At 70.6% G+C, this 21,987-nt stretch carries 15 protein-coding genes and 1 pseudogene; 6 read left to right on the forward strand and 10 right to left on the reverse strand.

The window, feature by feature from the left end; all coding sequences use genetic code 11:
- Positions 1 to 1,094: fibronectin type III-like domain-contianing protein (locus WYM_RS20760; protein WP_040569503.1), on the forward strand; the 1,094-nt coding region annotated here is incomplete at its 5' end.
- 80 nt (positions 1,095 to 1,174) lie between these two features.
- Positions 1,175 to 2,188, forward strand: coding sequence for a LacI family DNA-binding transcriptional regulator (locus tag WYM_RS18080; RefSeq protein ID WP_019182259.1), 1,014 nt, complete (start codon positions 1,175 to 1,177; stop codon positions 2,186 to 2,188).
- Between the two features lie 24 nt (positions 2,189 to 2,212).
- Here WYM_RS18080 and WYM_RS18085 read toward each other — a convergent pair whose 3' ends face one another.
- From WYM_RS18085 to WYM_RS18110, 6 genes and pseudogenes are all read right to left on the reverse strand, one after another.
- The gene (locus WYM_RS18085; RefSeq protein ID WP_019182260.1) at positions 2,213 to 3,229 is read right to left on the reverse strand and encodes a serine hydrolase domain-containing protein; all 1,017 of its coding nucleotides are present in this window, start codon (positions 3,227 to 3,229) and stop codon (positions 2,213 to 2,215) included.
- Between the two features lie 106 nt (positions 3,230 to 3,335).
- On the reverse strand, positions 3,336 to 4,766 hold the full coding sequence (locus WYM_RS18090; RefSeq protein ID WP_019182261.1) for a rhamnulokinase: 1,431 nt from the start codon (positions 4,764 to 4,766) through the stop codon (positions 3,336 to 3,338).
- Positions 4,763 to 6,817, reverse strand: a complete 2,055-nt coding sequence (locus WYM_RS18095) for a bifunctional rhamnulose-1-phosphate aldolase/short-chain dehydrogenase (protein ID WP_019182262.1) — start codon at positions 6,815 to 6,817, stop codon at positions 4,763 to 4,765. Before WYM_RS18095 ends, WYM_RS18090 begins: the two co-directional genes overlap by 4 nt.
- Positions 6,818 to 6,877: 60 nt before the next feature.
- Positions 6,878 to 7,921 (reverse strand): annotated as a pseudogene (locus WYM_RS18100) (alpha/beta hydrolase); the annotation flags it as partial.
- A 43-nt stretch (positions 7,922 to 7,964) separates the two neighbouring features.
- On the reverse strand, positions 7,965 to 9,131 hold the full coding sequence (gene rhaI, locus WYM_RS18105) for an L-rhamnose isomerase (RefSeq protein WP_019182264.1): 1,167 nt from the start codon (positions 9,129 to 9,131) through the stop codon (positions 7,965 to 7,967).
- Complete coding sequence (locus tag WYM_RS18110) at positions 9,128 to 9,517, reverse strand: L-rhamnose mutarotase (RefSeq protein ID WP_019182265.1); 390 nt, start codon at positions 9,515 to 9,517, stop codon at positions 9,128 to 9,130. Before WYM_RS18110 ends, rhaI begins: the two co-directional genes overlap by 4 nt.
- Positions 9,518 to 9,654: 137 nt before the next feature.
- On the opposite strand from WYM_RS18110, the gene WYM_RS18115 reads away from it, so the two are divergent.
- Positions 9,655 to 10,446, forward strand: a complete 792-nt coding sequence (locus WYM_RS18115) for a nucleotidyltransferase domain-containing protein (protein WP_019182266.1) — start codon at positions 9,655 to 9,657, stop codon at positions 10,444 to 10,446.
- An 18-nt stretch (positions 10,447 to 10,464) separates the two neighbouring features.
- On the opposite strand, the gene WYM_RS18120 is transcribed toward WYM_RS18115, so the two are convergent.
- From WYM_RS18120 to WYM_RS18130, 3 genes are all read right to left on the reverse strand, one after another.
- Complete coding sequence (locus WYM_RS18120; protein ID WP_019182267.1) at positions 10,465 to 11,373, reverse strand: ABC transporter permease subunit; 909 nt, start codon at positions 11,371 to 11,373, stop codon at positions 10,465 to 10,467.
- Positions 11,370 to 12,293, reverse strand: a complete 924-nt coding sequence (locus WYM_RS18125; protein ID WP_019182268.1) for a carbohydrate ABC transporter permease — start codon at positions 12,291 to 12,293, stop codon at positions 11,370 to 11,372. The genes WYM_RS18120 and WYM_RS18125 overlap by 4 nt, the downstream gene beginning before the upstream one ends.
- A gap of 134 nt (positions 12,294 to 12,427) precedes the next feature.
- Entirely contained in the window at positions 12,428 to 13,741 is a 1,314-nt protein-coding gene (locus tag WYM_RS18130; protein ID WP_019182269.1) for an ABC transporter substrate-binding protein, read from the reverse strand.
- A 302-nt stretch (positions 13,742 to 14,043) separates the two neighbouring features.
- Here WYM_RS18130 and WYM_RS20765 point away from each other — a divergent pair, with 302 nt between their 5' ends.
- The 3 genes from WYM_RS20765 (at position 14,044) to WYM_RS18145 (ending at position 21,140) form a co-directional block, all read left to right on the forward strand.
- Complete coding sequence (locus tag WYM_RS20765) at positions 14,044 to 16,728, forward strand: alpha-L-rhamnosidase (RefSeq protein WP_019182270.1); 2,685 nt, start codon at positions 14,044 to 14,046, stop codon at positions 16,726 to 16,728.
- A 50-nt stretch (positions 16,729 to 16,778) separates the two neighbouring features.
- Positions 16,779 to 19,607 carry a family 78 glycoside hydrolase catalytic domain gene (locus WYM_RS20770; RefSeq protein WP_019182271.1) on the forward strand — a complete coding sequence of 943 codons (2,829 nt, stop codon included), beginning with the start codon at positions 16,779 to 16,781 and terminating at the stop codon, positions 19,605 to 19,607.
- A gap of 525 nt (positions 19,608 to 20,132) precedes the next feature.
- The gene (locus tag WYM_RS18145; RefSeq protein WP_019182272.1) at positions 20,133 to 21,140 is read left to right on the forward strand and encodes a LacI family DNA-binding transcriptional regulator; all 1,008 of its coding nucleotides are present in this window, start codon (positions 20,133 to 20,135) and stop codon (positions 21,138 to 21,140) included.
- Positions 21,141 to 21,146: 6 nt separating this feature from the next.
- Here WYM_RS18145 and WYM_RS18150 read toward each other — a convergent pair.
- Positions 21,147 to 21,987, reverse strand: an 841-nt coding sequence (locus tag WYM_RS18150) for a (Fe-S)-binding protein (RefSeq protein ID WP_026059918.1), incomplete at its 5' end; no start/stop codon positions are given.

Raw genomic sequence — 21,987 nt, forward strand, 5'->3', positions numbered from 1 at the left:
CGCCGCAGCAATATCCCGGCGTCTTCGCGGACGGCTCGACGACGCGACCCGAGGGATCGACGGAGATCCGCCAGGTGAGCTACAGCGAGGGGCTGCAGGTCGGCTACAAGTGGTACGACGAGCAGGGGATCGAGCCGCTGTTCGAGTTCGGCCATGGCCTGTCGTACACGCAGTTCGAGTACTCGGCGCTGGACGTGCAGACCGCGGTGGACGCTCCTACCGGCACGGTCGCCTCGACCGTCTCGTTCACGGTGCGCAATGCGGGTGACGTGGCGGGTGCCGAGGTCCCGCAGGTGTACCTGGCCCTTCCCGAGGCGGCCGCCGAGCCGGGCAAGCGACTGGTCGGCTTCGACCGCGTCGAGCTGGCGCCGGGCGAGGAGAAGCGGGTCGAGGTCGTCGTGGACTCCGCGGCGAGCAGCCAGCCCTTCTCGATCTGGGACGTCGATGCCGACGCGTGGCGCATCGTCGACGGCGGCTACGGCATCTCGGTGGGGTCGTCCTCACGTGATCTGCCGCTGCAGGCGACCGTGGCGATCGACGTCACGGCGCCGGTCGCGACCACTCCGCCGTCCATCGCCGGAAACCCGCAGCCGGGAGCGAAGCTCACGGCGGACCCCGGCGTGTGGAGCGAGGAGGGCCTCACCTTCACCTACCAATGGCTGCGTGACGGCGAGGCCATCGGCGGCGCGACCCAGCGGGAGTATCGCGTCACCGGTGAAGACCGCGGTCACGCCCTGAGCGTGCGGGTGACGGCGACCCCGGCGACCGGACCGGCGGGAGTGGCGGACAGCGCCCCGGTGGCGGCGCAGACCTCGGCCATCGTGCTGGTCAAGCCGAATCGGATCGTCGGCGACTCGCGCACCGAGTTCACCGTGCAGGTGGACGTGCGGCCGCTGGCGCGGGACGTCGTCGCCGACGGCACCGTCGTCGTGAAGGTCGACGGCGAGTCGTTCGAGGTCGAGCTGGTCGACGGCACCGCGACGGTGGCGATCGGGACGCAGGATCGAGGAGTCCACCCGATCACGGTGTCGTACAGCGGCAGTGACACGGTGCTGCCTGCCAAGGGCGTGTCACTGGTCGTGGTCCTGCGCTGATCCGATCCCTGCGACCTGGGCCGTGCCGTCGTCCGACGGCGCGGCCCAGGGCGTATCTCCGACGGGACTAGCCTCATCTCATGACACTCCAGCGCCATCGCCCCGCGACGATCGAGGACGTGGCGCGCCTGGCCGGCGTCTCCCGCGCGGCGGTGTCGAAGGTGCTCCGCAATGCGTACGGCGTGAGCGATTCCATGCGCGAGCGTGTGAACGCGGCGATGACCGAGCTGGAGTACCGCCCCCGCATCGCTGCGCGGGCCATGCGCGGGCGCACGTTCACGATCGGCATCGAGCTGCCCGACCTCGGCAACCAGTTCTTCACGCGCATGGTGCACGGCGCCGTCGGCGCGCTCGCGGGCACGCCGTACCAGCTCATCATCGCGCCGGCCGAGGAGGGCTCTCGTGAGGGCCGCCGCGCGATCGAGGCGCTGATCGACCGGCAGGTGGACGGCGTGATCGCCGTGTCGCCGCGCGTGGACCAGCCCGCGCTCGAGCGGATCGCCGCCTCTGCACCGGTGGTGATGTTCGGGCGCCTCGACAGGTCCGAGCGCTACGACGCCGTCGCCGGCGACGATGTCGCCGGCACCGCGGCGATCATGGGCCACCTCCTCGGCCTGGGGCACGAGCGGATCGCCCACCTGACACTGCCCGAGTCAGACCCCACCGGCACCCTGCCGCACGGCGTGCGCCTGCGGGAGTACGACAGGGCGATGGAGCGGGCCGGTCTCGCCGCCGACGACCTCGTCTGGCGCACGGACGAGGGACAGGATGCCGCGTACCGCGCGGTGCGCGCGGCGATCGAGGCGGGGTCGACCGCGACCGCGGTCTTCGCCGCCCATGACGAGCTGGCCATCGGCGCGCTGCGCGCGATCGCCGAGGTGGGTGCCGACATCTCGGTCGCCGGCTACGACGACGTGCGCATCGCCTCGCACCCCTCCGTCGGTCTCACCACGGTCCACCAACCGGGGGAGCGCATGGGTGCACGCGCAGTCGAGCTGCTGCTCGAGCGCCTCGCGGGACGCACCGAGCCCGTGCACGAGGTGTTCGAGACCGAGCTCGTCGTGCGCACGACCACCCGTCCGCCCGCGGGCTGACCGGCTCGCGTTTCGCCGGCCAGGTCAGACGCCGGAGACGACGGCGTTGTCGAGTTCGTCGAGCTCGACGCCCGGGCGCTCGGCCTGGTTCGTCAACAGCACGAACGCGATGCCCGCGGTCGGGTGCACCCAGAACTCCGTGCCCGCCCAGCCGCCGTGCCCGAACACGTCGCCGTCGATCAGTCCGGGCGCGCGGGTGCGGAGGTTGAACGTGAAGCCCCAGTCCTGGCCGCGCTCGGCGACGTACGGCTCGAGGCGCGGGATGTCGCCGGTCAGCGGCCGCCGCATCATCGCGAGGGTCGCCGGCTGCACGACCCCGTTCGGACGCGGGAGCGCGGCCGAGGCGATCCCTTCGTCTGCTCCGATGCGCAGCAGCTCCGAACCCAGGGCCAGCAGGTCCGCCGCGGTGCCGATCATCCCGGCGCCCGGATTGCGGTGGCCGGCGAATCCGCGCATGTCGAGGCCCAGACGCTCCGCGTCGACCACGGGATGCGGGTCGACGCCGGGGTCGAGCGTGAAGCCGTTTGCACCGATGGCCCCCGCCCACGCCGAGATGTCGGCATCCCACTCCCACCCGGCCGCGTGCCGCACGAGTTCGGTGATCCCCTCGAAGGCGACGGTCGAGTAGCGCGAGGCGGCGCCCGCGGCGAAGTCGCGCCCCGGTGCGAGGAGCGCGGCGCGCAGGCCCTGCGGAGGGTCGAGCGACGGCTCGGGGATTCCCGAGGTGTGGCTCACGAGGTGCCGCAGGCGCACGACATCGTCACGGCCGGCGCCGAACTCGGGCACCGCCGATGCGAGGGGCGTCTCGGTCGTCAGGAGGCCGCGCTCGACGGCGCGCGCCGCCGTCAGCCCGGTCAGCACCTTGGTGATCGAGAAGAGCCAGAAAGGGTCGTCGACCCGCGCTGTGCGGCCGTCGGTCGCGCCGAACGCGTCGAGGGCGACCGTGCCCTCGGCCGTCGCGATGCCGAGCACCGCGGTCGGCAGGCGTCCCGCCTCGACATGCCGACGCGCCCAGTCGAAGGCCGCACCCCACCCGCTCATCTGCTCACTCCTCCGTGCTGATCCTGGCGGCGCCGCGAGCGTCCGGACTCGCGCGGAGCAGACCGTCTGCGCGTCGCAAGAACCCGTGCCCTCGGCATCCGGTCGTTCACTCGGCGCGGCGCGGCTCGTAGCGCACGGGAGAGACGGATGCCGCGACCACGCGACGCAGATCCTCCAGGGTGGCATCGGGGCCGAACCAACCGTGCGCCCGCGCCTGCACCAGCACGTTGCCGAGGGCCGTGGCCTCGACCGGCCCAGCGAGCACGGGGAGCCCGGAGCGGTCGGCGGTCGCCTGGCACAGCAGGCGGTTCAGGGCGCCGCCGCCGACGATGTGGATGACGTCGACGTCGCGCCCGGTGAGCTGCGCGGCGGTGGCGACGGCATCCGCGAAGGCCTGCGCGATGCTCTCCACGATCGTCCGCGCGAACGCCGCGCGCGAGGGCGGCACGGCGCTGCCCGACTCCTCGAGCACCGCCGCGATCCGGGCCGGCATGTCGCCCGGAGCCGAGAGCCGCGGGTCGTTGGCGTCGAACAGCGCAACGTCGCCGGTGTCGTCGCCGGATACGGCGGCCGCCGAATCCAGCAGCGCCGGAAGGTCGATCGACGCGCCGTCCTCAGCCTCCCACGTGCGCACCGATTCGCTCAGCAGCCACAGTCCGGTGACGTTGTGCAGGAAGCGCACGCGTCCGTCGACGCCGCCCTCGTTCGTGAAGTTCGCCGCCCGGGCCGCGTCGGTCACGACGGGAGCGTCGAGCTCGACGCCGACGAGCCCCCATGTGCCGCACGAGATGTAGGCGGCGTCGGGCGTGCTCAGCGGCACCGCGACGACGGCCGAGGCGGTGTCGTGCGAGCCCACCGCGATCACGTCGAGGGCGGCCCCGACGCGCTCGCGGGCCTCCCCGCGCAGTGCGCCGAGCCGTTCGCCGGGGTCGACGAACGGCGGAAGGACGGATGCCGGGATCCCGAGTCGCTCGGCGAGCTCCAGGTCCCACTGCCCGGTGCTCACGTCGACGAGGCCGGTGGTCGAGGCGTTCGTGCGCTCGGCTGCGCGCGCGCCGGTCAGCAGGAACGCCACGAGGTCGGGGATGAGGAGCGCGACCTCGGCATCGCTGAGCCGGGCCTCGACCGCGTACTGGTACAGCGTGTTGAACGCCAGGAACTGCAGGCCGTTGCGTCGGTAGAGCTCCTCGAACGGCGCCCGTGCGTGCACCGTCTCGACGCCGCGCGCGGTGCGCTCGTCCCGGTAGTGGAACGGCTCGCCGAGCAGCTCGTCGCCGTGCACGAGTCCGTAGTCGACGGCCCACGAGTCGATGCCGACGCTCGCGAGACCGGGCTCGCGACGCCGTGCCTCGGCGAGGCCCTCGATGATGTGCCGGTACAGCGCCGTGAAGTCCCAGTGCAGGCCGTCGGGCCCGGGCACGGGTCCGTTGGGGAATCGTGCGACCGCTTCGAGCCGCAGCATCCCGTCTTCGACGTAGCCGAGCATCACGCGCCCGCTCGTGGCGCCGAGGTCGACCGCCGCGACCACCTGCGTCATCGGAGGAAGGCGGCTGCGACGCCGGAGTCCACGGGGATGTGCAGGCCGGTCGTGCGCGACAGCTCGGGGCCGGTGAGCACGTACACCGCGTCGGCCACGTTCTCGGGCACGACCTCGCGCTTGAGGATCGTGCGGTTGGCGTAGAACTGGCCGAGGTCCTCTTCCTTGACACCGTACGTCGCGGCGCGGTTCGCACCCCAGCCCGAGGCGAAGATGCCCGAGCCGCGCACGACGCCGTCGGGGTTGATGCCGTTCACGCGCACACCGTGCTCGCCGAGCTCGACCGCGAGCAGCCGCACCTGGTGGGCCTGGTCGGCCTTGGTCGCCGAGTACGCGATGTTGTTGGGTCCCGCGAAGACGGAGTTCTTCGACGAGATGTAGACGACGTCGCCGCCGAGCCCCTGCTCGATGAGAGCCTTCGCGGCGGCCTTCGCCACCAGGAACGAGCCCTTCGCCATGACGTCGTGCTGCAGGTCCCAGTCCTTCTCGGTGGTCTCGAGCAGCGGCTTCGACAGCGAGAGGCCGGCATTGTTGACGACGAGGTCGATGCCTCCGAACGCGAGCACGGTGGCGTCGATCGCCGCCTGCACGCCCTCGGCGTCGGCGACGTTCGCTGCGACGCCGATCGCGACATCCGTGCCGCCGAGCTCGGCGGCGGCGGCCTGCGCCTTCTCGAAATCGAGGTCGGCGACCACGACGCACGCGCCCTCGGCGGCGAGGCGCGTGGCGATGGCCTTGCCGATCCCCGATGCCGCGCCCGTGACGAACGCGATGCGGCCCTGGTGCGACTTCGGCTTCGGCATGCGCTGCAGCTTGGCCTCTTCGAGCGCCCAGTACTCGATGCGGAACTTCTCGGCGTCCGAGATGGGCGAGTAGGTCGACAGCGACTCTGCGCCGCGCATCACGTTGATCGCGTTGACGTAGAACTCGCCGGCGACGCGGGCGGTCTGCTTGTTCGCGCCGTACGAGAACATGCCCACGCCGGGGATGAGGACGATGAGCGGGTCGGCGCCACGGATCGCCGGCGATGCGGGTTCGGTTGCTGAGCCCGTCGAAGCATGGGCGTCGTAGTACGCCTGGTAATCCGCGCGGTACTGCTCGTGCAGCTCCTTCAAGCGGGCGACGGATGCCTCGACGTCGGCGTCCGCCGGCAGGTCGAGGATGAGCGGCTTGACCTTGGTGCGCAGGAAGTGGTCCGGGCAGCTGGTGCCCAGCTCGGCGAGAGCCGGCGCCTTCTCGGACGCGAGGAACTCCAGCACCTCGATCGAGTCGGTGAAGTGGCCGACCATCGGCTTGTCGGTCGACGCCAGGCCGCGGATGGTCGGCGCCAGAGCGGCCGCCTTCGCGCGGCGCTCCGTCTCGGGAAGGGCTTCGAAGCCGGCGCGGACGCCGCCGAACGGGTCGGCCTTGCCGTTGGCGGCGATGTAGGCGGCGGCGGTCTCGATGATCCACAGCGAGTTGCGCTCGGACTCCTCGGACGTGTCGCCCCACGCGGTGATGCCGTGGCCGCCCAGGATGCAGCCGATCGCCTGCGGGTTCTGCGCCTTGATCTCGGCGATGTCCAGGCCCAGCTGGAAGCCGGGGCGACGCCACGGCACCCAGACCACCTTGTCTCCGAAGATGGTGCTGGTGAGCTGCTCGCCGTCGGCGGCCGTGGCGATCGCGATGCCCGAGTCGGGGTGGAGGTGATCGACGTGCGCGGCGTCGACGAGGCCATGCATCGCGGTGTCGATCGAGGGAGCCGCGCCGCCCTTGCCGTGCAGGCAGTAGTCGAACGCGGCGACCATCTCGTCCTCGCGCTCGAGACCGGGGTAGACGTCGACGAGGGCGCGCATGCGGTCCAGGCGCAGGACGGCGAGGCCCTGAGGCTTGAGGGTGCCCAGGTCGCCGCCCGAGCCCTTGACCCACAGCAGCTCGACGGGCTCGCCCGTGACCGGGTCGGTGTCGGTGCCCTTGGCCGACGTGTTGCCGCCGGCGTAGTTGGTGTTCTTGGGGTCGGCGCCGAGGCGGTTCGACCGCGCGATCAGCTGGTCAACGGTCTCGTTCGTCATGGGTTCTTCGTTCCTTCGTCTCGGAGGTTCGGGCGTGCTCCGCAGTCACGTTCTGCGGTATCAGGCGGATTCGGCGCGCATGTTCTGACTGGGGAGCGGAGGGTTCTCGTTCTCCGCAGCCAGGTTCTGCGGGTCGGGCGCGGGTGGGAGCGCAGAATGCGACTGCGGAGCCGTGGCGTGCGCGGAGCGGAGCAGGGAGTCCAGGCGGGTGGCGATGCGGTCGATGGTCGCGGCGGCAGCGGGCAGATACGGGTTGTTGAGGTGACCGTGTCCTGTGCCGGGCTCGGTCACGACCTCGACGGATCGTCCGGCGGCGCGCAGGGTGGCGCCGAACGCCTCGCCCGATACGCGCAGCTCGTCGATCTCGCCGTTGACGATGAGGGTCGGCGGGAACTGCACGAGGTCGACGGGGCGTGCGCGACCGGGGACAGCCCCGAGCGGGGCCTGGTCGACGGTGCCGCCGAGGTAGTTCTCGTACATCCCGCGGACGGCGTCGGGGCCGAAGCGATCGGCCTCGGGATTCGCGTCGAGGAGCGCGCGGAGCTCGGCACCGGGCGCGGGCTGGACGGCGAGGAGCGTCGGATAGGCGAGGACGACGAGCGCGGGGAGGAGGACGAACCGCTGCTCGATCAGCCGCACCGTCGCGCCGGCGGCCAGGTTGCCTCCCGCGCTGGTGCCGCCGAGAGCCACGCGGTTCTGGTCGATCCGGAGCCGGTCGGCGTTGTCGAGCGTCCACGACCACGCCGAGAGCATGTCGTCGGATGCCGCGGGGTAGTGGTGTCCGGGCCGCGCCGGGGCCTCGGCATCCCACCCTTCGGGTACCGGCGCGAGACGGTAGTCGACCGAGACGACCGTGGTCCCGCGGGCGGCCAGCTGCCGTGCGACCCAGTCGGACTCGGGCATGTCGATGTCGCCGAACGCGAAGGCGCCGCCGTGCGCCCACACGAGGCCGGTGCCGTTCGGCTCCCGGGCGGGGTAGACCCGCACCAGTCCGTCGGCGGCGGAGTAGGGCTCGCTCATCAATCGGTCCTTCGTCGGTTCCCGGTCGTGGCCTGGGTTCGTCTCGCAGATCGAGACAGGGCAGTGGTGGTGTGCACCGGGGGCGCGGAGATCGGCATCCCACGCCCCCGGTGGGTCGGGGTCCCGATTACGCGCCCCAGCCGGCCTGCGTGCCGCCGACGCGGTCCGCGGCGATCTGGGCCTGGTAGCCGGATGCCGCGTAGGCGGCCATCGGGTCGGCGGGCAGTCCGCGCGACTCGCGCCACTGCGCGAGGGCCGGACGCACGTCGGTGTAGAACGCGTCCATGAACACGGCGTTGGCGGCGAGCACGTCGTTGGCGGCCTGCGCGGCGTCGAGCGCGGCCCGGTCGACGAGCAGGGCGCGGGCGGTCATCTCCTGGACGTTGAGCACGGAGCGGATCTGGCCGGGGATCTTGTCTTCGATGTTGTGGCACTGGTCGAGCATGAACGCCACGTCGGGGTTGTTCAGGCCGCCGCCGCGCACCACCTCGAAGAGGATCCGGAACAGCTGGAACGGGTCGGCCGCGCCGACGATGAGGTCGTCGTCGGCGTAGAAGCGCGAGTTGAAGTCGAACGAGCCGAGCTTTCCGAGGCGCAGCAGCTGCATGACGATGAACTCGATATTGGTGCCCGGCGCGTGGTGTCCGGTGTCGAGGCACACCACGGCGCGCTCGCCGAGGGCCGCCACCTGGGCATACGAGGTGCCCCAGTCCGGAACGTCGGTGTGGTAGAACGCCGGCTCGAAGAACTTGTACTCGAGGACCAGGCGCTGCTCGTCCGACAACCGCGCGTATATCTGCTGCAGCGAGTTCGCGAGGCGGTCCTGGCGGGCGCGCATGTCGTTCTGACCGGGGTAGTTTGAGCCCTCGGCGAGCCAGATCTTCAGGTCGCGCGAGCCGGTGGCGTTCATGATGTCGATGCACTCGAAGTGGTGATCGATCGCCTTCCGGCGGATGCTCTCGTCGGCGTGGGTGAGCGCCCCGAACTTGTAGTCCTCGTCCTGGAACGTGTTCGAGTTGATGGTGCCGAGCGCGACGCCGTGGTCCTCGGCGTGGCTGCGCAGGTCGTCGTAGGAGTCGACCTTGTCCCACGGGATGTGCAGGGCGACGCTGGGGGCCAGAGCGGTGTGCTTGTTCACCTGGGCGGCGTCGGCGATCTTCTCGAACGGGTCGCGCGGCGTGCCAGGCGTGGTGAACACGCGGAACCGGGTGCCGGAGTTGCCGAAGGCCCAGCTGGGCAGCTCGATGCCCTGGCCTTCGAGCTGCGTGAGGATCTCTGGGGACAGCGTCGTCATGATGTGGTGCTCTCTTCGTGTGGGGCGCGCGCCGCGACTGCGGTGAGCTGGTCGTCGAGGTGGAAGATCTCGGTGAGGGGCGTGGCGGCCTGATCGGGCCGGCCGTCCAGGCCGACGAAGAACCGGCCCATCTCGGCCTCCCAGCGGGCGGCGATAGGCGACGCGGCGAGGTAGGCCTGCGCCGCCTGGTCGTCATCGGTCTCGTAGTAGCCGATGAGGCGGCCGCCGTCGGCGAGGAACAGGGAGTAGTTGCGGCGACCCGCGGCGGCGATCTCGGCGAGCATCTCGGGCCACACCGGGCTGTGCCGGGCGATGTACTCGTCGAGCAGCTCGGGCTTGATCCGCAGCTCGAAGCACACACGCGTCGTCGCGGTGGTGCTGGTCATGGGGTGCGCTCCTTCGGGCGGCGATGAGCGTACCGGAGGGTCGCTCGATGAATCGTTTCAACGATAAGGGATGGTCGGCTCTCCTGCAAGCCGGGAACTCGATAGCGTGGTGCGGAGCCGCAGGCGAAGGAGCACACGTGGAGCAGCAGGATCGGGCACTGGCCGCCTATGTCGATTCGGTGCGAGACGACCCCGGGGTGCTCGCGGTCATCGTCGTGGGATCGGTCGCACAGGGCCGGGAGCGCGCGGACTCCGACGTCGACGTGTATCTCATCGTGGAAGAGGAGCGCTTCGCCGCCGAGACGGCCGCCGGACGATTCGCGTGGATCGAGCGGTACGGGCTCGATTACCCGGGCTCGTACATCGACATCAAGCTGGCGAGCCCGTCGTACCTGACCGCCGCAGCGGAGGGAGCCGACGATCCGACCCGCGCGTCGTTCCTCGGCGCGCGGATCGCGTGGCGCTCGGGGCGCGCCGCGCCCGACCTCGCCGAGGTGATCCAGCGCATCACGCGGCTGCCCGACGACGTGTGGGACGAACGGGTCCGCTCGTACCTGTCGCAGGCGCGACTGTACGGCGGGTACTTCCTGCGTCAGGCGCTCGAGCGGGGCGACGAGTTCCTCCGTCGCCACGCCGCGCTGCACCTGGCGCTCGCCGCTGCGCGGGCCGCCCTCGCCGCGGCGCACGTGATGCTGCCCGGCCCGAAGTACATCTCGAAGCTCGTCACGACCGTTCCCACGCCCGACGGATTCGTCGGGACGTGGGAGCGGGTCGTGTCCGATCCCGATCTGGATTCGGCGAACGAGCTGCTCGGCATCCTGTTCGACTGGCTCGGCGGGGATCTCGATCAGGACGAGACGCTGTCGATCTTCATCCGCGACAACGAGCTGGCCTGGCTCCGCGGGACGGTGCCCGCGGAGTACTGGTGATGCCGGTCGCACCCGTCGTCACCCCTTGACCGCTCCGCTGGTCATGCCGGCGACGATCTGGCGGTTGAAGAAGATGTACAGGATCAACGGCGGGATCGTGATGAGCAGAATGTCCATGAACAGCAGGTTCCACTCGGTGAGGTTCTGACTCGAGAAGTTGTACAGAGTCAGCTGCACCGTCGCATTGGCGTCGCCGGGCAGGAAGTACAGCGGTCCGACGAAGTCGTTGAACACGGCCACCGCCTGCACGACGATGACCGTGACCACGACGGGCTTGAGCAGTGGCAGGACGACCTGGAAGAACAGTCGCATCGGCCCCGCCCCGTCGATTGTCGCCGCCTCGTCCAGCTCGCGCGGGATCGTCGAGACGAACGCGCGGAACAGCAGGATGCAGAACGAAAGACCGAAGGTGACTTCGATGAGGATCATGCCCGGCATCGTCTTGAAGATCCCGAGGCCCTGCATCACCCAGATCGTCGGAACGACGGCCGGCGGCACGATGAGGCCGGCGAGCACGAAGAAGTTGATCAGATGGTTCCAGCGCGACTTGCGTCGCTGAAGCACATAGCCGACCATCGCGGCGAGCACCACCATGATGGTCACGCTCGCCACGGTGAGGATCGTGCTGTTGACGAACGCCCGCACGAGGATGAAGTCGCGCGTCTGGAGAACGGTGACGAGGTTCTCCCACAGCATCCAGCCCTGCTGGGGAAGTGAGAACTCGAAGAGCGACGCCTCCTGCGAATTCTTGGCCGCGGTCAGGAAGATGAATGCGAACGGCACGATGAACACGATGATCGACGCGATGATCGCGATGACGCCGAGCAAATACTTTCGCAGGAAGCGCTTGACCGTCATCGGCCTGCGGTCGGCGCGGGGGATGCGCGCCTTGCCGTCGGCGGTGGTGAGTGTGCGAGTGATGGTCATGATTCCACCTGCCGACGCGTCAGGAAGTACTGGATCGGGAGGATGATCGCTGTGACGACGAGGAACAGGATGACGTTCCCCGCCGTCGACAGCCCGTAGAAGCCCGCCTGATACTGCTTGTAGATGACGGATGCGATGACGTCGCTCGAGAATCCCGGTCCGCCTCGGGTCATGGCCCAGATCAGCTCGAAGTAGCGCAGTCCGCCGATGAGCGAGAGGAGCACCACGGTCGCCGTCGCGGGTCGGACCAGGGGCAGTGTGATCTGCCAGAAGTTCTTCCACGCCCCGGCGCCGTCGACCTTCGCCGCCTCGTAGTACTCCTGTGGGATCGCCACGATGCCCGCGATGTAGATGAGGGTCGCGATGCCGACGCCCTTCCAGACGTCGACGAGCGCGATCGAGTAGATCGCCAGAGCGGGATCGGTCAGCCACCCGGGGCCTTCGATCCCGAAGACGGCGAGCGACTTGTTGATGAGCCCGTCGAACGGGTCCATCAGCACCTTGAAGGTGACGCCCACGCCGATCGTCGAGACGAGAACCGGGAAGAAGATCGTCGAGCGCAGGTATCCGCGACCGAAGATCGCTCCGGTCAGCAGCACGGCCAGTCCAAGGCCGAGCACGACTTTCAGCCCGGAGGTCAGGAACCCGTAGATGAAGGTGTTGACGAGGCTCTGGAAGAGCATCGGCTCGGTCAGGAATGCCACGAAGTTGTCGAAGCCGATGAACGTGGCGTCGAACAGCGTCCACCGCGTCAGCGCGAAGTAGAACGACGCGAACGTCGGGACTGCGAACAGAACGACGTAGAGCACGCCGGACGGGATGTAGAACCACGTCGGGTACATGCTCTTCATGCGCTTGCGCTTGGTACCCGGGGGAGGAGGAGTGGTCTTCTCGCGCGGGCGTTCCGCGATGGTCGTCATGTCATCTCCATTGATGTCATCGGGGGCCGCGCCGCGTGCGACGCGGCCCCCGGATCCGACAGGTCAGGCTGGGCCCGGCAGGTCAGGCTGGGCCCGGCAGGTCAGGCTGGGCCCGGCAGGTCAGGCTCGGCCGATCACCAGCCTTCGAGTCCGAGCTGCTGCGCCTGCTTGACGACATCCTCGTCGTAGAGGGCGGCGCCGTCTTCCGCCGAGCGGATGCCGGAGCCCACCTCGACCGTGATGTTCTCGAGGTTCGGGCCCTTGATGGGGGACAGGAACTCGAGAGCCGGGTTGGTGTTGCCCTCGTCGAAGTACGGCTGCATGTCCTTCAGCAGGCCCGGCACGTCATCCGGGAGCGTGCAGGCCTCGGTCGCGAACGGTCCGCTGGGAACCATGACCGTCGTCTGCACCTCGCAGCCGCCCTCGGAGTTGATGAAGGCGATGAACGTCTTGGCGGCCTCGAGCTTGTCGCCCTCGGTCGTCTTGGGGATGTACACCGCGTTGGGCAGCCACACCGTGAGCTTGGTGTCTTCGGCGTTCTGCGCGGGCAGCGGGAAGACGCCGATGTTCTCGAGCTCATCGGGGTAGTTCTGCTGGAAGGTCGACACGATGCCGGTGAGGATCGGGTAGTGCGCCCCCTCGCCGGTGGCGACCATGCGTGCACCGTCGTCGTACAGCGCCGACGCGAAGTCCTCGTTCCACCAGCCGGCGTCGAACGCGGCCTGCTGGTTCGCGAAGCCCGCGAGGGCCGGCTCGTCGACGTACTTGCGCTCGCCGGCGGTGTACTCCTCGGCCCAGTCCGGGTCCTGCGCGAGGACGTTGCCGAAGTCGCCGAGCACGAACAGCTGGCTGGTCCAGGTGTCGCCGTAGGTCTGGATGACCGGAGCGATGCCTGCGGCCTTGATGGCCTCATTGTTCGCTGCGAACTCGTCCCACGAGGTGGGCACTTCGAGGCCGAGGTCGGCGTAGATCGCCTTGTTGTAGACGACGGCGCCCGCCTGGGTGGAGCCGAACGGGGCGCCGTAGATGCCGTTGTCGGTGGAGACCACGGCGGTCATGGTTTCGATGAGGTCGCCCACCCACGGCTCGTCGTCCAGCGGGACGAGGTTCTGATCGGGGTTCAGCGCCTGGAAGAGCGAGCCGGAGTTGTAGTAGAAGACGTCCTCCATCTCGCCGGTGGCGAGCTTGGTCTTCATGAGGTTGTCGCCCTCGGTGCCGGCTGGCTGCGTCTCGAGCCGGACCGTGATGTCGGGGTTCTCGGCCTCGAAGGCCTCGATCAGCGCTTCGGCGATCTCGACGTTCGTGCCGGTGTTCTGCGTGAGGAATGAGATCTCCACGCCGCCGTCGGCGCCACCGCCGCCGCCACCGCTGCACGCGGCCAGCGGAAGCGCGAGTGCCGCGACCCCTGCCGTCACCACGAGCAGTCTCCGAGTTCGGGTGCTCTTCATGCTTTACCTCCTTGTAAAGACGCTGCGGGCGAGATCCGCCCGCGCTGCCGGATTCCTGGTGCCTGAGAACGGTACGTCGATCATTGACGTTGAAACCATTCAACCCTCGTAACGTACGACGCCCGAGGTTGCCCGTCAACAGTTGTTTCGCAAACGAGCCGTCACGATCGTGTAACGGTCTACACTTCGGTTGACAAGAATCCTGAATCGTTTCACGATGGACCCAGGCATCGGGCCTCGAACCGGCCCGGCAACGATCGTCGACGCGGGGGCAGAGCTGCCCCTGCCGAAAGGACACAGCCATGACGGCTCTTCCCGCCCCTTCCGTGCTCGACTCCGCCACCCGCGTGGTGGCGGTGCGCACCCAGCACGCTCCCGGTCTGCTGGGCGTGCCGCGACACGGCCTGCGTCTGGACTGGCGGGCCGAGAGCGACGCCCCCGAGGCCCGCGTGCTCGGGGTGCAGGTCGCCGCAGGGCCCGAGGGCGGCGAGCTCGTCGAGGCGGAGCCGATCGCCGGAGACAGCGGCGGCGGCATCCGGATCGAGAGGGATCTCCAGCCCCGCGAACGGCGCGCCTTCTCGGTGCGGGTGGCGACGGCCACCGGGTGGTCGGCGTGGAGCAAGCACCTCGTCGTCGAGGCGGGCGTCGACGGCGGCGACCTCGCCGCGCAGGTCGTCGGCATCGACACCCCCGCGGACGGCCCGGTGCAGCTGCTGCGCCGCGAGTTCGCGCTCGACGCGGCGCCCGCGGTCGCACGCCTGAGACTGAGCGCGCTCGGCCTTGTCGACGCATGGATCAACGGCGTCCGCGCCACCGACGCGCACCTCACCCCCGGCTGGACCTCGTATCAGGAGCGCATCCTCGTCGACACGCTCGACGTGACCCCGCTCCTCCGCGAGGGAGCGAATGTCATCGTGCTCGCCGTCGCGGACGGGTGGTACCGCGGCAGCTTCGGCTTCGCGCGGCGCACCGCCATCTACGGCGACCGCACCGGCGCCCTCGCCCAGCTCGAGGTCGACGGGCAGACGGCGGTGGTGACGGATGCCTCGTGGCGGGGCGGCTTCGGAGCGGTCCGCAGTGCGAGCATCTACGACGGCACGGTCACCGACCTGCGCCTCGACGAGCCGGCCGTGCACGAGCCGGGGTTCACGGACGAGGACTGGGTCGCGGCATCCGTCATCGATGTCGAGCCCGCACGATTCGAGCCTCGTTCCGCTCCGCCGGTGCGCGTCGTGGCGGAGCTGCCGATGAGCGCGACCGGCCACGCTGGACGAACCAGGCTCGACGCCGCGCAGAACATCTCGGGCTGGGTGCGGCTCACGGTGCGCGGGCGGGCGGGGGACGTCGTGACCGTCCGCCATGCCGAGGTGCTCGAGCCCTCGGGCGACCTGCACCTCACGGCGCTGCGATCGGCCAAGGCCACCGACGTGTACACGCTCGATCGCGACGGCGAGCACACGCTCGAGCCTGCGTTCACCTTCCACGGCTTCCGCTACGCCGACGTCGACGGCGCCGAGGTCGTCTCGGCCGTCGCGGTGGCGATCTCGAGCGGCCTCGTCGCGCGGAGCACGTTCACGTCGTCGCATGAGGCGCTGGACCGATTCCACTCGAACGTCGTGTGGTCGCAGCGCGACAACTTCGTCTCGGTTCCGACCGACTGCCCGCAGCGCGACGAGCGGCTCGGCTGGACCGGCGACGCGCAGGCGTTCGCGGCGACGGCGAGCACGCTGATGGACTCCGAGGCGTTCTGGGCGTCGTGGCTGCGCGATCTCGAGATCGACCAGACCGACGAGGGCGGCGTGCCGTCCGTCGTGCCCGACATCATCCGCCCGCAGGACATCGTCATGCAGGACGGCTCGATCGAGAATATGGGCCGTGCCGGCTGGGCGGATGCCGCCACCATCGTTCCCTTCGCGGTGTACGAGTCGTACGGCTCGGCCGAGATCCTCTCGCGGCAGCTCGACAGCATGCGGCGCTGGGTCGAGCATCTGCGCCGCCGCGCGGGCGACGCGATCGTGCTGCCGCGGGACGGCTTCCAGTACGGGGACTGGCTCGACCCCGATGCGCCCGCCGATCGCCCGTGGGAGGCGAAGGTGTCGAGCGACTTCGTTTCGAACGCCTTCTACGTGCGCTCGGCTCGGCTGCTGGCGCGCGCGGAGCGACTGGTGGGCGACGCCGCGCGGGCCGTGGAGTACGACGCCCTTGCCGACCGGGTGGCCGCAGAGACCTTCGCCCGCTGGGGTGAAGAGGCGATCGCCACCCAGACCGGTGCCGCGCTCGCCATCGAGTTCGGACTCGCTCCCGTCGAGCGGCATGCCGACATCGCCCGCGACCTGGCCGAGAACGTCCGACGCGAGAACGGCCGGATCGCCACCGGATTCCTGGGCACGCCGCTCGTGCTGTTCGCGCTGTCGCGTTTCGGGCACCTCGACGAGGCGTTCCTCATGGTGCTCCGGCGCGAGGCGCCCTCGTGGCTCTACCAGGTCGACCGGGGAGCGACGACGGTGTGGGAACGCTGGGACGCGATTCTCCCCGACGGCTCCATCCACTCCGGCGCCATGGACGCCGCGCCCACCGAGGACGGGCCCGAGAACAACGGCATGCTCTCGTTCAACCACTACGCCTACGGGGCGATGATCGACTGGGTGTACCGGACCGTGGCGGGGCTCGCGCCGGATCCGGAGGCGCCCGGCTACCGTCGCGTGCACGTGGCGCCGCGCCCGGCCGTCGGCATCGACCACGCGGCCGCGTCGATCGACACCCGCTTCGGGCGGCTCGCCATCGAGTGGCGGGTCGGCGACGACGGCCTCGAGGCGACCCTCGAGGTGCCCTTCGGTGCGACGGCGACCCTCGACCTGCCGGTGACGGATGCCTCGGCCGTCGTGGTCGACGGCGGTCCGGCCCCCGCGGAGCTCGGTCACGGCGTCCACCGCATCTCGGTGACGGCACCCGCCGTCGCACAGCCGCACGCGAGCGTGCCGGCCTGACCCGGCCGCAGCGCCGACAGCGAAATCAGATCAGTGAACGAAGGAGTGTCATGAGCCAGCCGACCACGCGTGTCGTCATCGAAGCCCCCTACCGCAGCGATGTCGTCGCTACTGCGGCGCCCAGCCTCGGCTGGCGGACCGAGACCGATGCCCCTGACTGGCGGCAGCGCGGAGCTGAGCTCGAGCTCACCCGCGCGGCCGGCGTCGAGACCCACCGCGTGACGGGGCGCGAATCGGCGCAGGTGCCGTGGCCGTTCGCACCGCTCGCGCCGCGCGAGGAGGCGTGGCTGCGCGTGCGGGTCAGGGGAGAGGATGACGTGGAGGGGTCGTGGAGCGAGCCGCGGCGCGTCTTCGCCGGCTTCCTGGCGGACGGCGAGTGGGCGGCCGCGACGGTCGGCCTCGCCGCACCGCCGCAGGAGGCGCAGCCGGCCTACCTGCGCACCGAGTTCGAGGTCGAGGGGCCCGTGGCTCGGGCGACCCTCTATGCGACGGCCGTCGGCGTCTATCAGGCAGCGGTCAACGGCACCGACGTGGACGACCAGGTGATGAAGCCCGGCTGGACGCCCTACCGGGAGCGGACCGTTCACGAGACGACCGACGTCACGACGCTGCTCACCGAGGGCACCAATGCGCTCGGCGTGCGGCTGGCCGGCGCCTGGGCGACCGAGCAGTTCGGGTTCCGCGCGAACGCGCACCGCCACTACGGCGACCAGCCGCGCTTCGCGGCGCAGCTGGTGGTCGAGTACGCCGATGGACGCACCGAGACGATCGCCACCGGCACCTCGTGGCGGGCCGCGACCGGACCCGTCACCGCCAGCGGTCTGTACGCCGGCGAGGACTTCGACGCACGCCTGACGCTGACCGACACCGCCGGTCGTGGCTTCGCCGAGGCGGGTTACGACGCCGCCGACTGGGCGCCGGTCGTCGAGCACGAGCCGATCGCGGTTCCGGAGGCGCGCGTGTCGCCCTTCGTGCGGCCGATCGAAGAGCTGCCCGTGCGCGAGGTCATCACGACTCCCAGCGGCAAGACGGTGCTCGACTTCGGCCAGAACCTCGTGGGGCGCCTGCGTATCCGGGTCTCCGGGCCGGCGGGCTCCGAGATCACGCTCCGCCACGCCGAGGTGCTCGAGCACGGCGAGCTGGGCACGCGTCCGCTGCGGGCCGCCGCCGCGACCGACCACTACATCCTGGCCGGGGCGGGCATCGAGGAATGGGAGCCCGAGTTCACCTTCCACGGCTTCCGCTACGCCGAGATCTCCGGCTGGCCCGGCGAGTTCGACCCGTCCGACGTGACGGCGGTCGTCATCCACAGCGACATGGAGCGGACCGGCTGGTTCGAGGCATCCGATCCTCTCGTCGATCGCCTGCACGAGAACGTGGTGTGGGGCCTTCGCGGCAACTTCCTCTACGTTCCGACCGACTGCCCGCAGCGAGACGAGCGTCTCGGCTGGACCGGCGACATCCAGGTGTTCGCCCCGACGGCAAGCTTCCTCTACGACGTGCGCGGGTTTCTGGACTCGTGGCTGCGCGACCTCGAGATCGAGCAGAAGGACGGCGTCGTGCCCTTCGTGGTGCCGAACGTGCTGGGCGACCCGCAGCCGGCTGCCGCATGGGGCGACGCCGCGACGATCGTGCCGTGGGTGCTCCACGAGCGCTATGCCGACACCGCGACACTCGGACGCCAGTACGGCAGCATGAAGGCGTGGACGGACGCGGTCCTCGAGATCGCCGGGCCGCGGCGGCTCTGGGAGGGCCGCTTCCAGTTCGGCGATTGGCTCGACCCCGACGCCCCGCCGCACCTGCCGGCGAACGCCAAGACCGACACCGACATCGTCGCGAGCGCGTACCTCTTCCGTTCGGCGGACGCGGTCGCCCGGGCGGCGGCTCTGCTCGGCGACGACGAAGATGCGGCCGAGTACTCGCGCATCGCCGAGGAGGTGCGGGCGGCGTTCCTCGCGGAGTACGTGACACCCGCGGGGCGCATGGTGTCGGACGCGCAGACGGCATACGCAATGGCGATCGTGTTCGGCATCGCGCCGGCCGAGCAGCACGTGGTGCTCGGAGCTCGGCTCGCCGAGCTGACCCGGCAGTCGGGCTACCGCATCGGCACCGGGTTCGTCGGCACGCCGATCATCCAGGACGCGCTCACGCAGACCGGACACCTCGAGACCGCGCGCCGGCTGCTGACGCAGACCGAGAACCCGTCGTGGCTGTACCCGGTGACCATGGGCGCGACGACGATCTGGGAGCGCTGGGATTCGATGCTGCCCGACGGCACGATCAATCCCGGTGAGATGACCTCGTTCAACCACTACGCGCTGGGTGCGATCGCGGACTGGCTGCACCGTGTCGTGGGCGGCCTTGCGCCCGACGCACCCGGCTACCAGCGCCTCCGCATCGCGCCGCAGCCGCTGGCCGGGCTCGCTCACGCCGCGGCCGAGCACCTCACGCCGTACGGCCGGGCTCGCTCGGAGTGGACCCGGGAGGGTGGCACCGTCCGGATCGAGGCCACCGTGCCGCCGAACACCACCGCGACCGTCGTGCTGCCGGACGGCCGGTCGTTCGACGTCGGCTCGGGGTCGCACTCGTGGGAGGTGGAAGACGACGGCGCGCTTCCCGTGCCGCCGACGCAGGTCGGGCTGGAGTCCAGCCTCGCCGCCATCATCGACGACCCGGAGGCGTACGCCGCGCTGCTGGACACCATCGAGGCCGAGAGCCCCGAGAGTGCGGAGGCCCTCCGCACGACCACCAAGTGGATGCCGGGCCGTCAGCTGCAGCAGGCGCTCTTCCAGCACGCCGGTCCTGACCTGCAGCAGGCCGTCGCAGAGCGCCTGGCCGAGCTGTCCGCCCGGCGTCAGGGGGCGCACATCGATGCCTGACGCGGGTCGGTGCCCCGGCGTGTCCGTTCGACAGGTCAACCGGCCTTCGGCAGGGGGAATCCGGGGGAAGGCTCCTGTGGAGGTCGGGTTGACCTGTGGAGGCGAGCGGATGCCGCGGCGCCGGCATGGCGTGGGGGTGCAGGACGCGACTGCGGTGGTCGGTGCCGCGGCATGTCCGTTCGACAGGTCAACCGGCCTTCGGCAGGAGGAATTCGGGGGAGAAGCTCCTGTGGAGGCCTGGTTGACCTGTGGAGGCGGGCGGATGCCGCGGCGCCGGCATGGCGTGAGGGTGCAGGACGCGGCGGCGGTGGTCGATACCCCGGCGTGTCCGTTCGACAGGTCAACCGGCCTTCGGCAGGAGGAATCCGGGGGAAGGCTCCTGTGGAGGCCTGGTTGACCTGTCGACGGGAACGGATGCCGCAGGCCCGGGCGCCGCGCGAGGCCACGGCTGGCGCGACCCGGCGGGCGGGGTGCCCTACACTCGCGGACAGCGAACCGCACACGCGGGGATGACGGGGTGGTGACATGGTGGTGAGCGTGCGAGATGTCGCGGCTGCGGCATCCGTCTCGGTCGGCACCGTCTCGAACGTGCTGAACCGGCCGGCGAAGGTGTCGCCGGCGACCGTCGAGCGGGTCATGCAGGCGATCGACGAGCTCGGGTTCGTGCGCAACGACGCGGCGCGGCAGCTGCGGGCCGGGCGCAGCCGCAGCATCGCGCTGATCGTGCTCGATGCCGGCAATCCCTTCTTCGCCGAGGTCGCCCGAGGCGCCGAGGACCGCGCCGCCGAGTCGGGCATGAGCGTGCTGCTCGGCAACAGCGATGAGCGCCCGGACCGCGAGGACGCGTATCTCGACCTCTTCCGCGAGCAGCGGGTCAACGGCGTGCTCGTCACGCCGGTGGACGGCGGCCTCGATCGGCTCACACGGCTGCGTACCGGCGGGGTGCCCGTGATCCTCGTGGACTACGAGGACTCGGGGCACGAGTTCGCCTCGGTCTCGGTGGACGACGTCGAGGGCGGCTATCTCGCGGCCTCGCACCTGCTCTCGACCGGACGCAGACGCATCGCCTACGTCGGCGGGCCCGGGACCATCCGGCAGGTGGCCGACCGTCTCGAGGGTGCGCGGCGCGCGGTTGCCGAGGCTCCCGGCGCGACCCTCGAGGTCATCGAGATGCCGGCGCTGTCGGTGCTGCAGGGCCGTGCCGCCGGCGAGGCGATCCGCTCGCGGCCCGAGGCCGATCGGCCCGACGCGGTGTTCGCGGCGAACGACCTGCTGGCCGTCGGGGCGCTGCAGGCGTTCACGCTGATGTCCGACCTGCAGGTGCCGCGCGACATCGCGCTGATCGGCTACGACGACATCGACTTCGCCTCGGCGACCGTCGTGCCGCTGAGCTCGATCCGTCAGCCCGCGCACCTCATCGGCTACACCGCCGTGGACCTGCTGCTGAAGGAGCTGGACGAGGACGGCGGTGGGCACGAGCGCACCGTGCGCTTCCGGCCCGAGCTCGTCGTCCGCGAGTCCACCGTCGGCTGAGCGCTGTCAGCGGGTCGCCTCTTCGAGCAGCTCCAGCACGTGGCGGTAGTCCTGGCCGGTGGCGCGGGTCATGCCGAGCTCGCACGTGCGGTTGCACGAGGCGTGCGCGTCGGCGCCGAGCGCGCGCACCTCGGCGGCTTCGGCGGCGGTGGCCGACGCGGTGAGCTCGGGATGCAGCATCCCGCGGTCGCCCGCGAAGGCGCAGCATCCCCATGAATCGGGCACGACGACGTCTCGCGCGACGACCTCGGCGACCCGGCGCAGCGCGGGATCGAGCCCGAGCTGCGTCGACGAGCACGTCGGGTGCAGCGCGAGCGTGTCGATCCGCGGCGCCACCGGTCCGAGGCGGGGGACGAGCACACGCTCGGCGAACGAGACGGCGTCTTCGACCCGTGCATCGACTCCGGCCTCGGCGAGCAGGTGCACGAAGCCTTCGGTGCAGCTCGAGGCATCCGTCACCACCGTCAGCTCGCCGGCGCGGGTCGACGTCGCGACCGCCTCGGCCACGCGCCGCATCATCGCGTCGCGCCCGCCCGCGAATCCCTTCGAGGTCCAGGGAGTGCTGCAGCAGAGCGCGTCGACTCCCGCGGGTACGACGAGCCGCACGCCGGCGCGCTCGGCGAGGCGGCGGAACGCCTCGGTGACGCCGATGCCCGCCTCGCCGCTGCCGTCGCCGGCCGGTCCGAACATGGTGTTCACGCATGCCGGCAGGTAGACCGCGAGGGGCGCCTCGGTGCCGGAGCCGACCTCGCCGCCGAGAGCCGCCCGTGCTCTTCCGCCCCGTGGCAGGTCGCTCGAATAGCGGGGCACCGTGTCGGCGCCGAGCAGGGCGCGCCCGGCGTCGGTC

The sequence above is a fragment of the Microbacterium yannicii PS01 genome (genome assembly GCF_000304335.1).
In the GTDB taxonomy this organism is placed as follows: Bacteria; Actinomycetota; Actinomycetes; order Actinomycetales; family Microbacteriaceae; genus Microbacterium; species Microbacterium yannicii_A.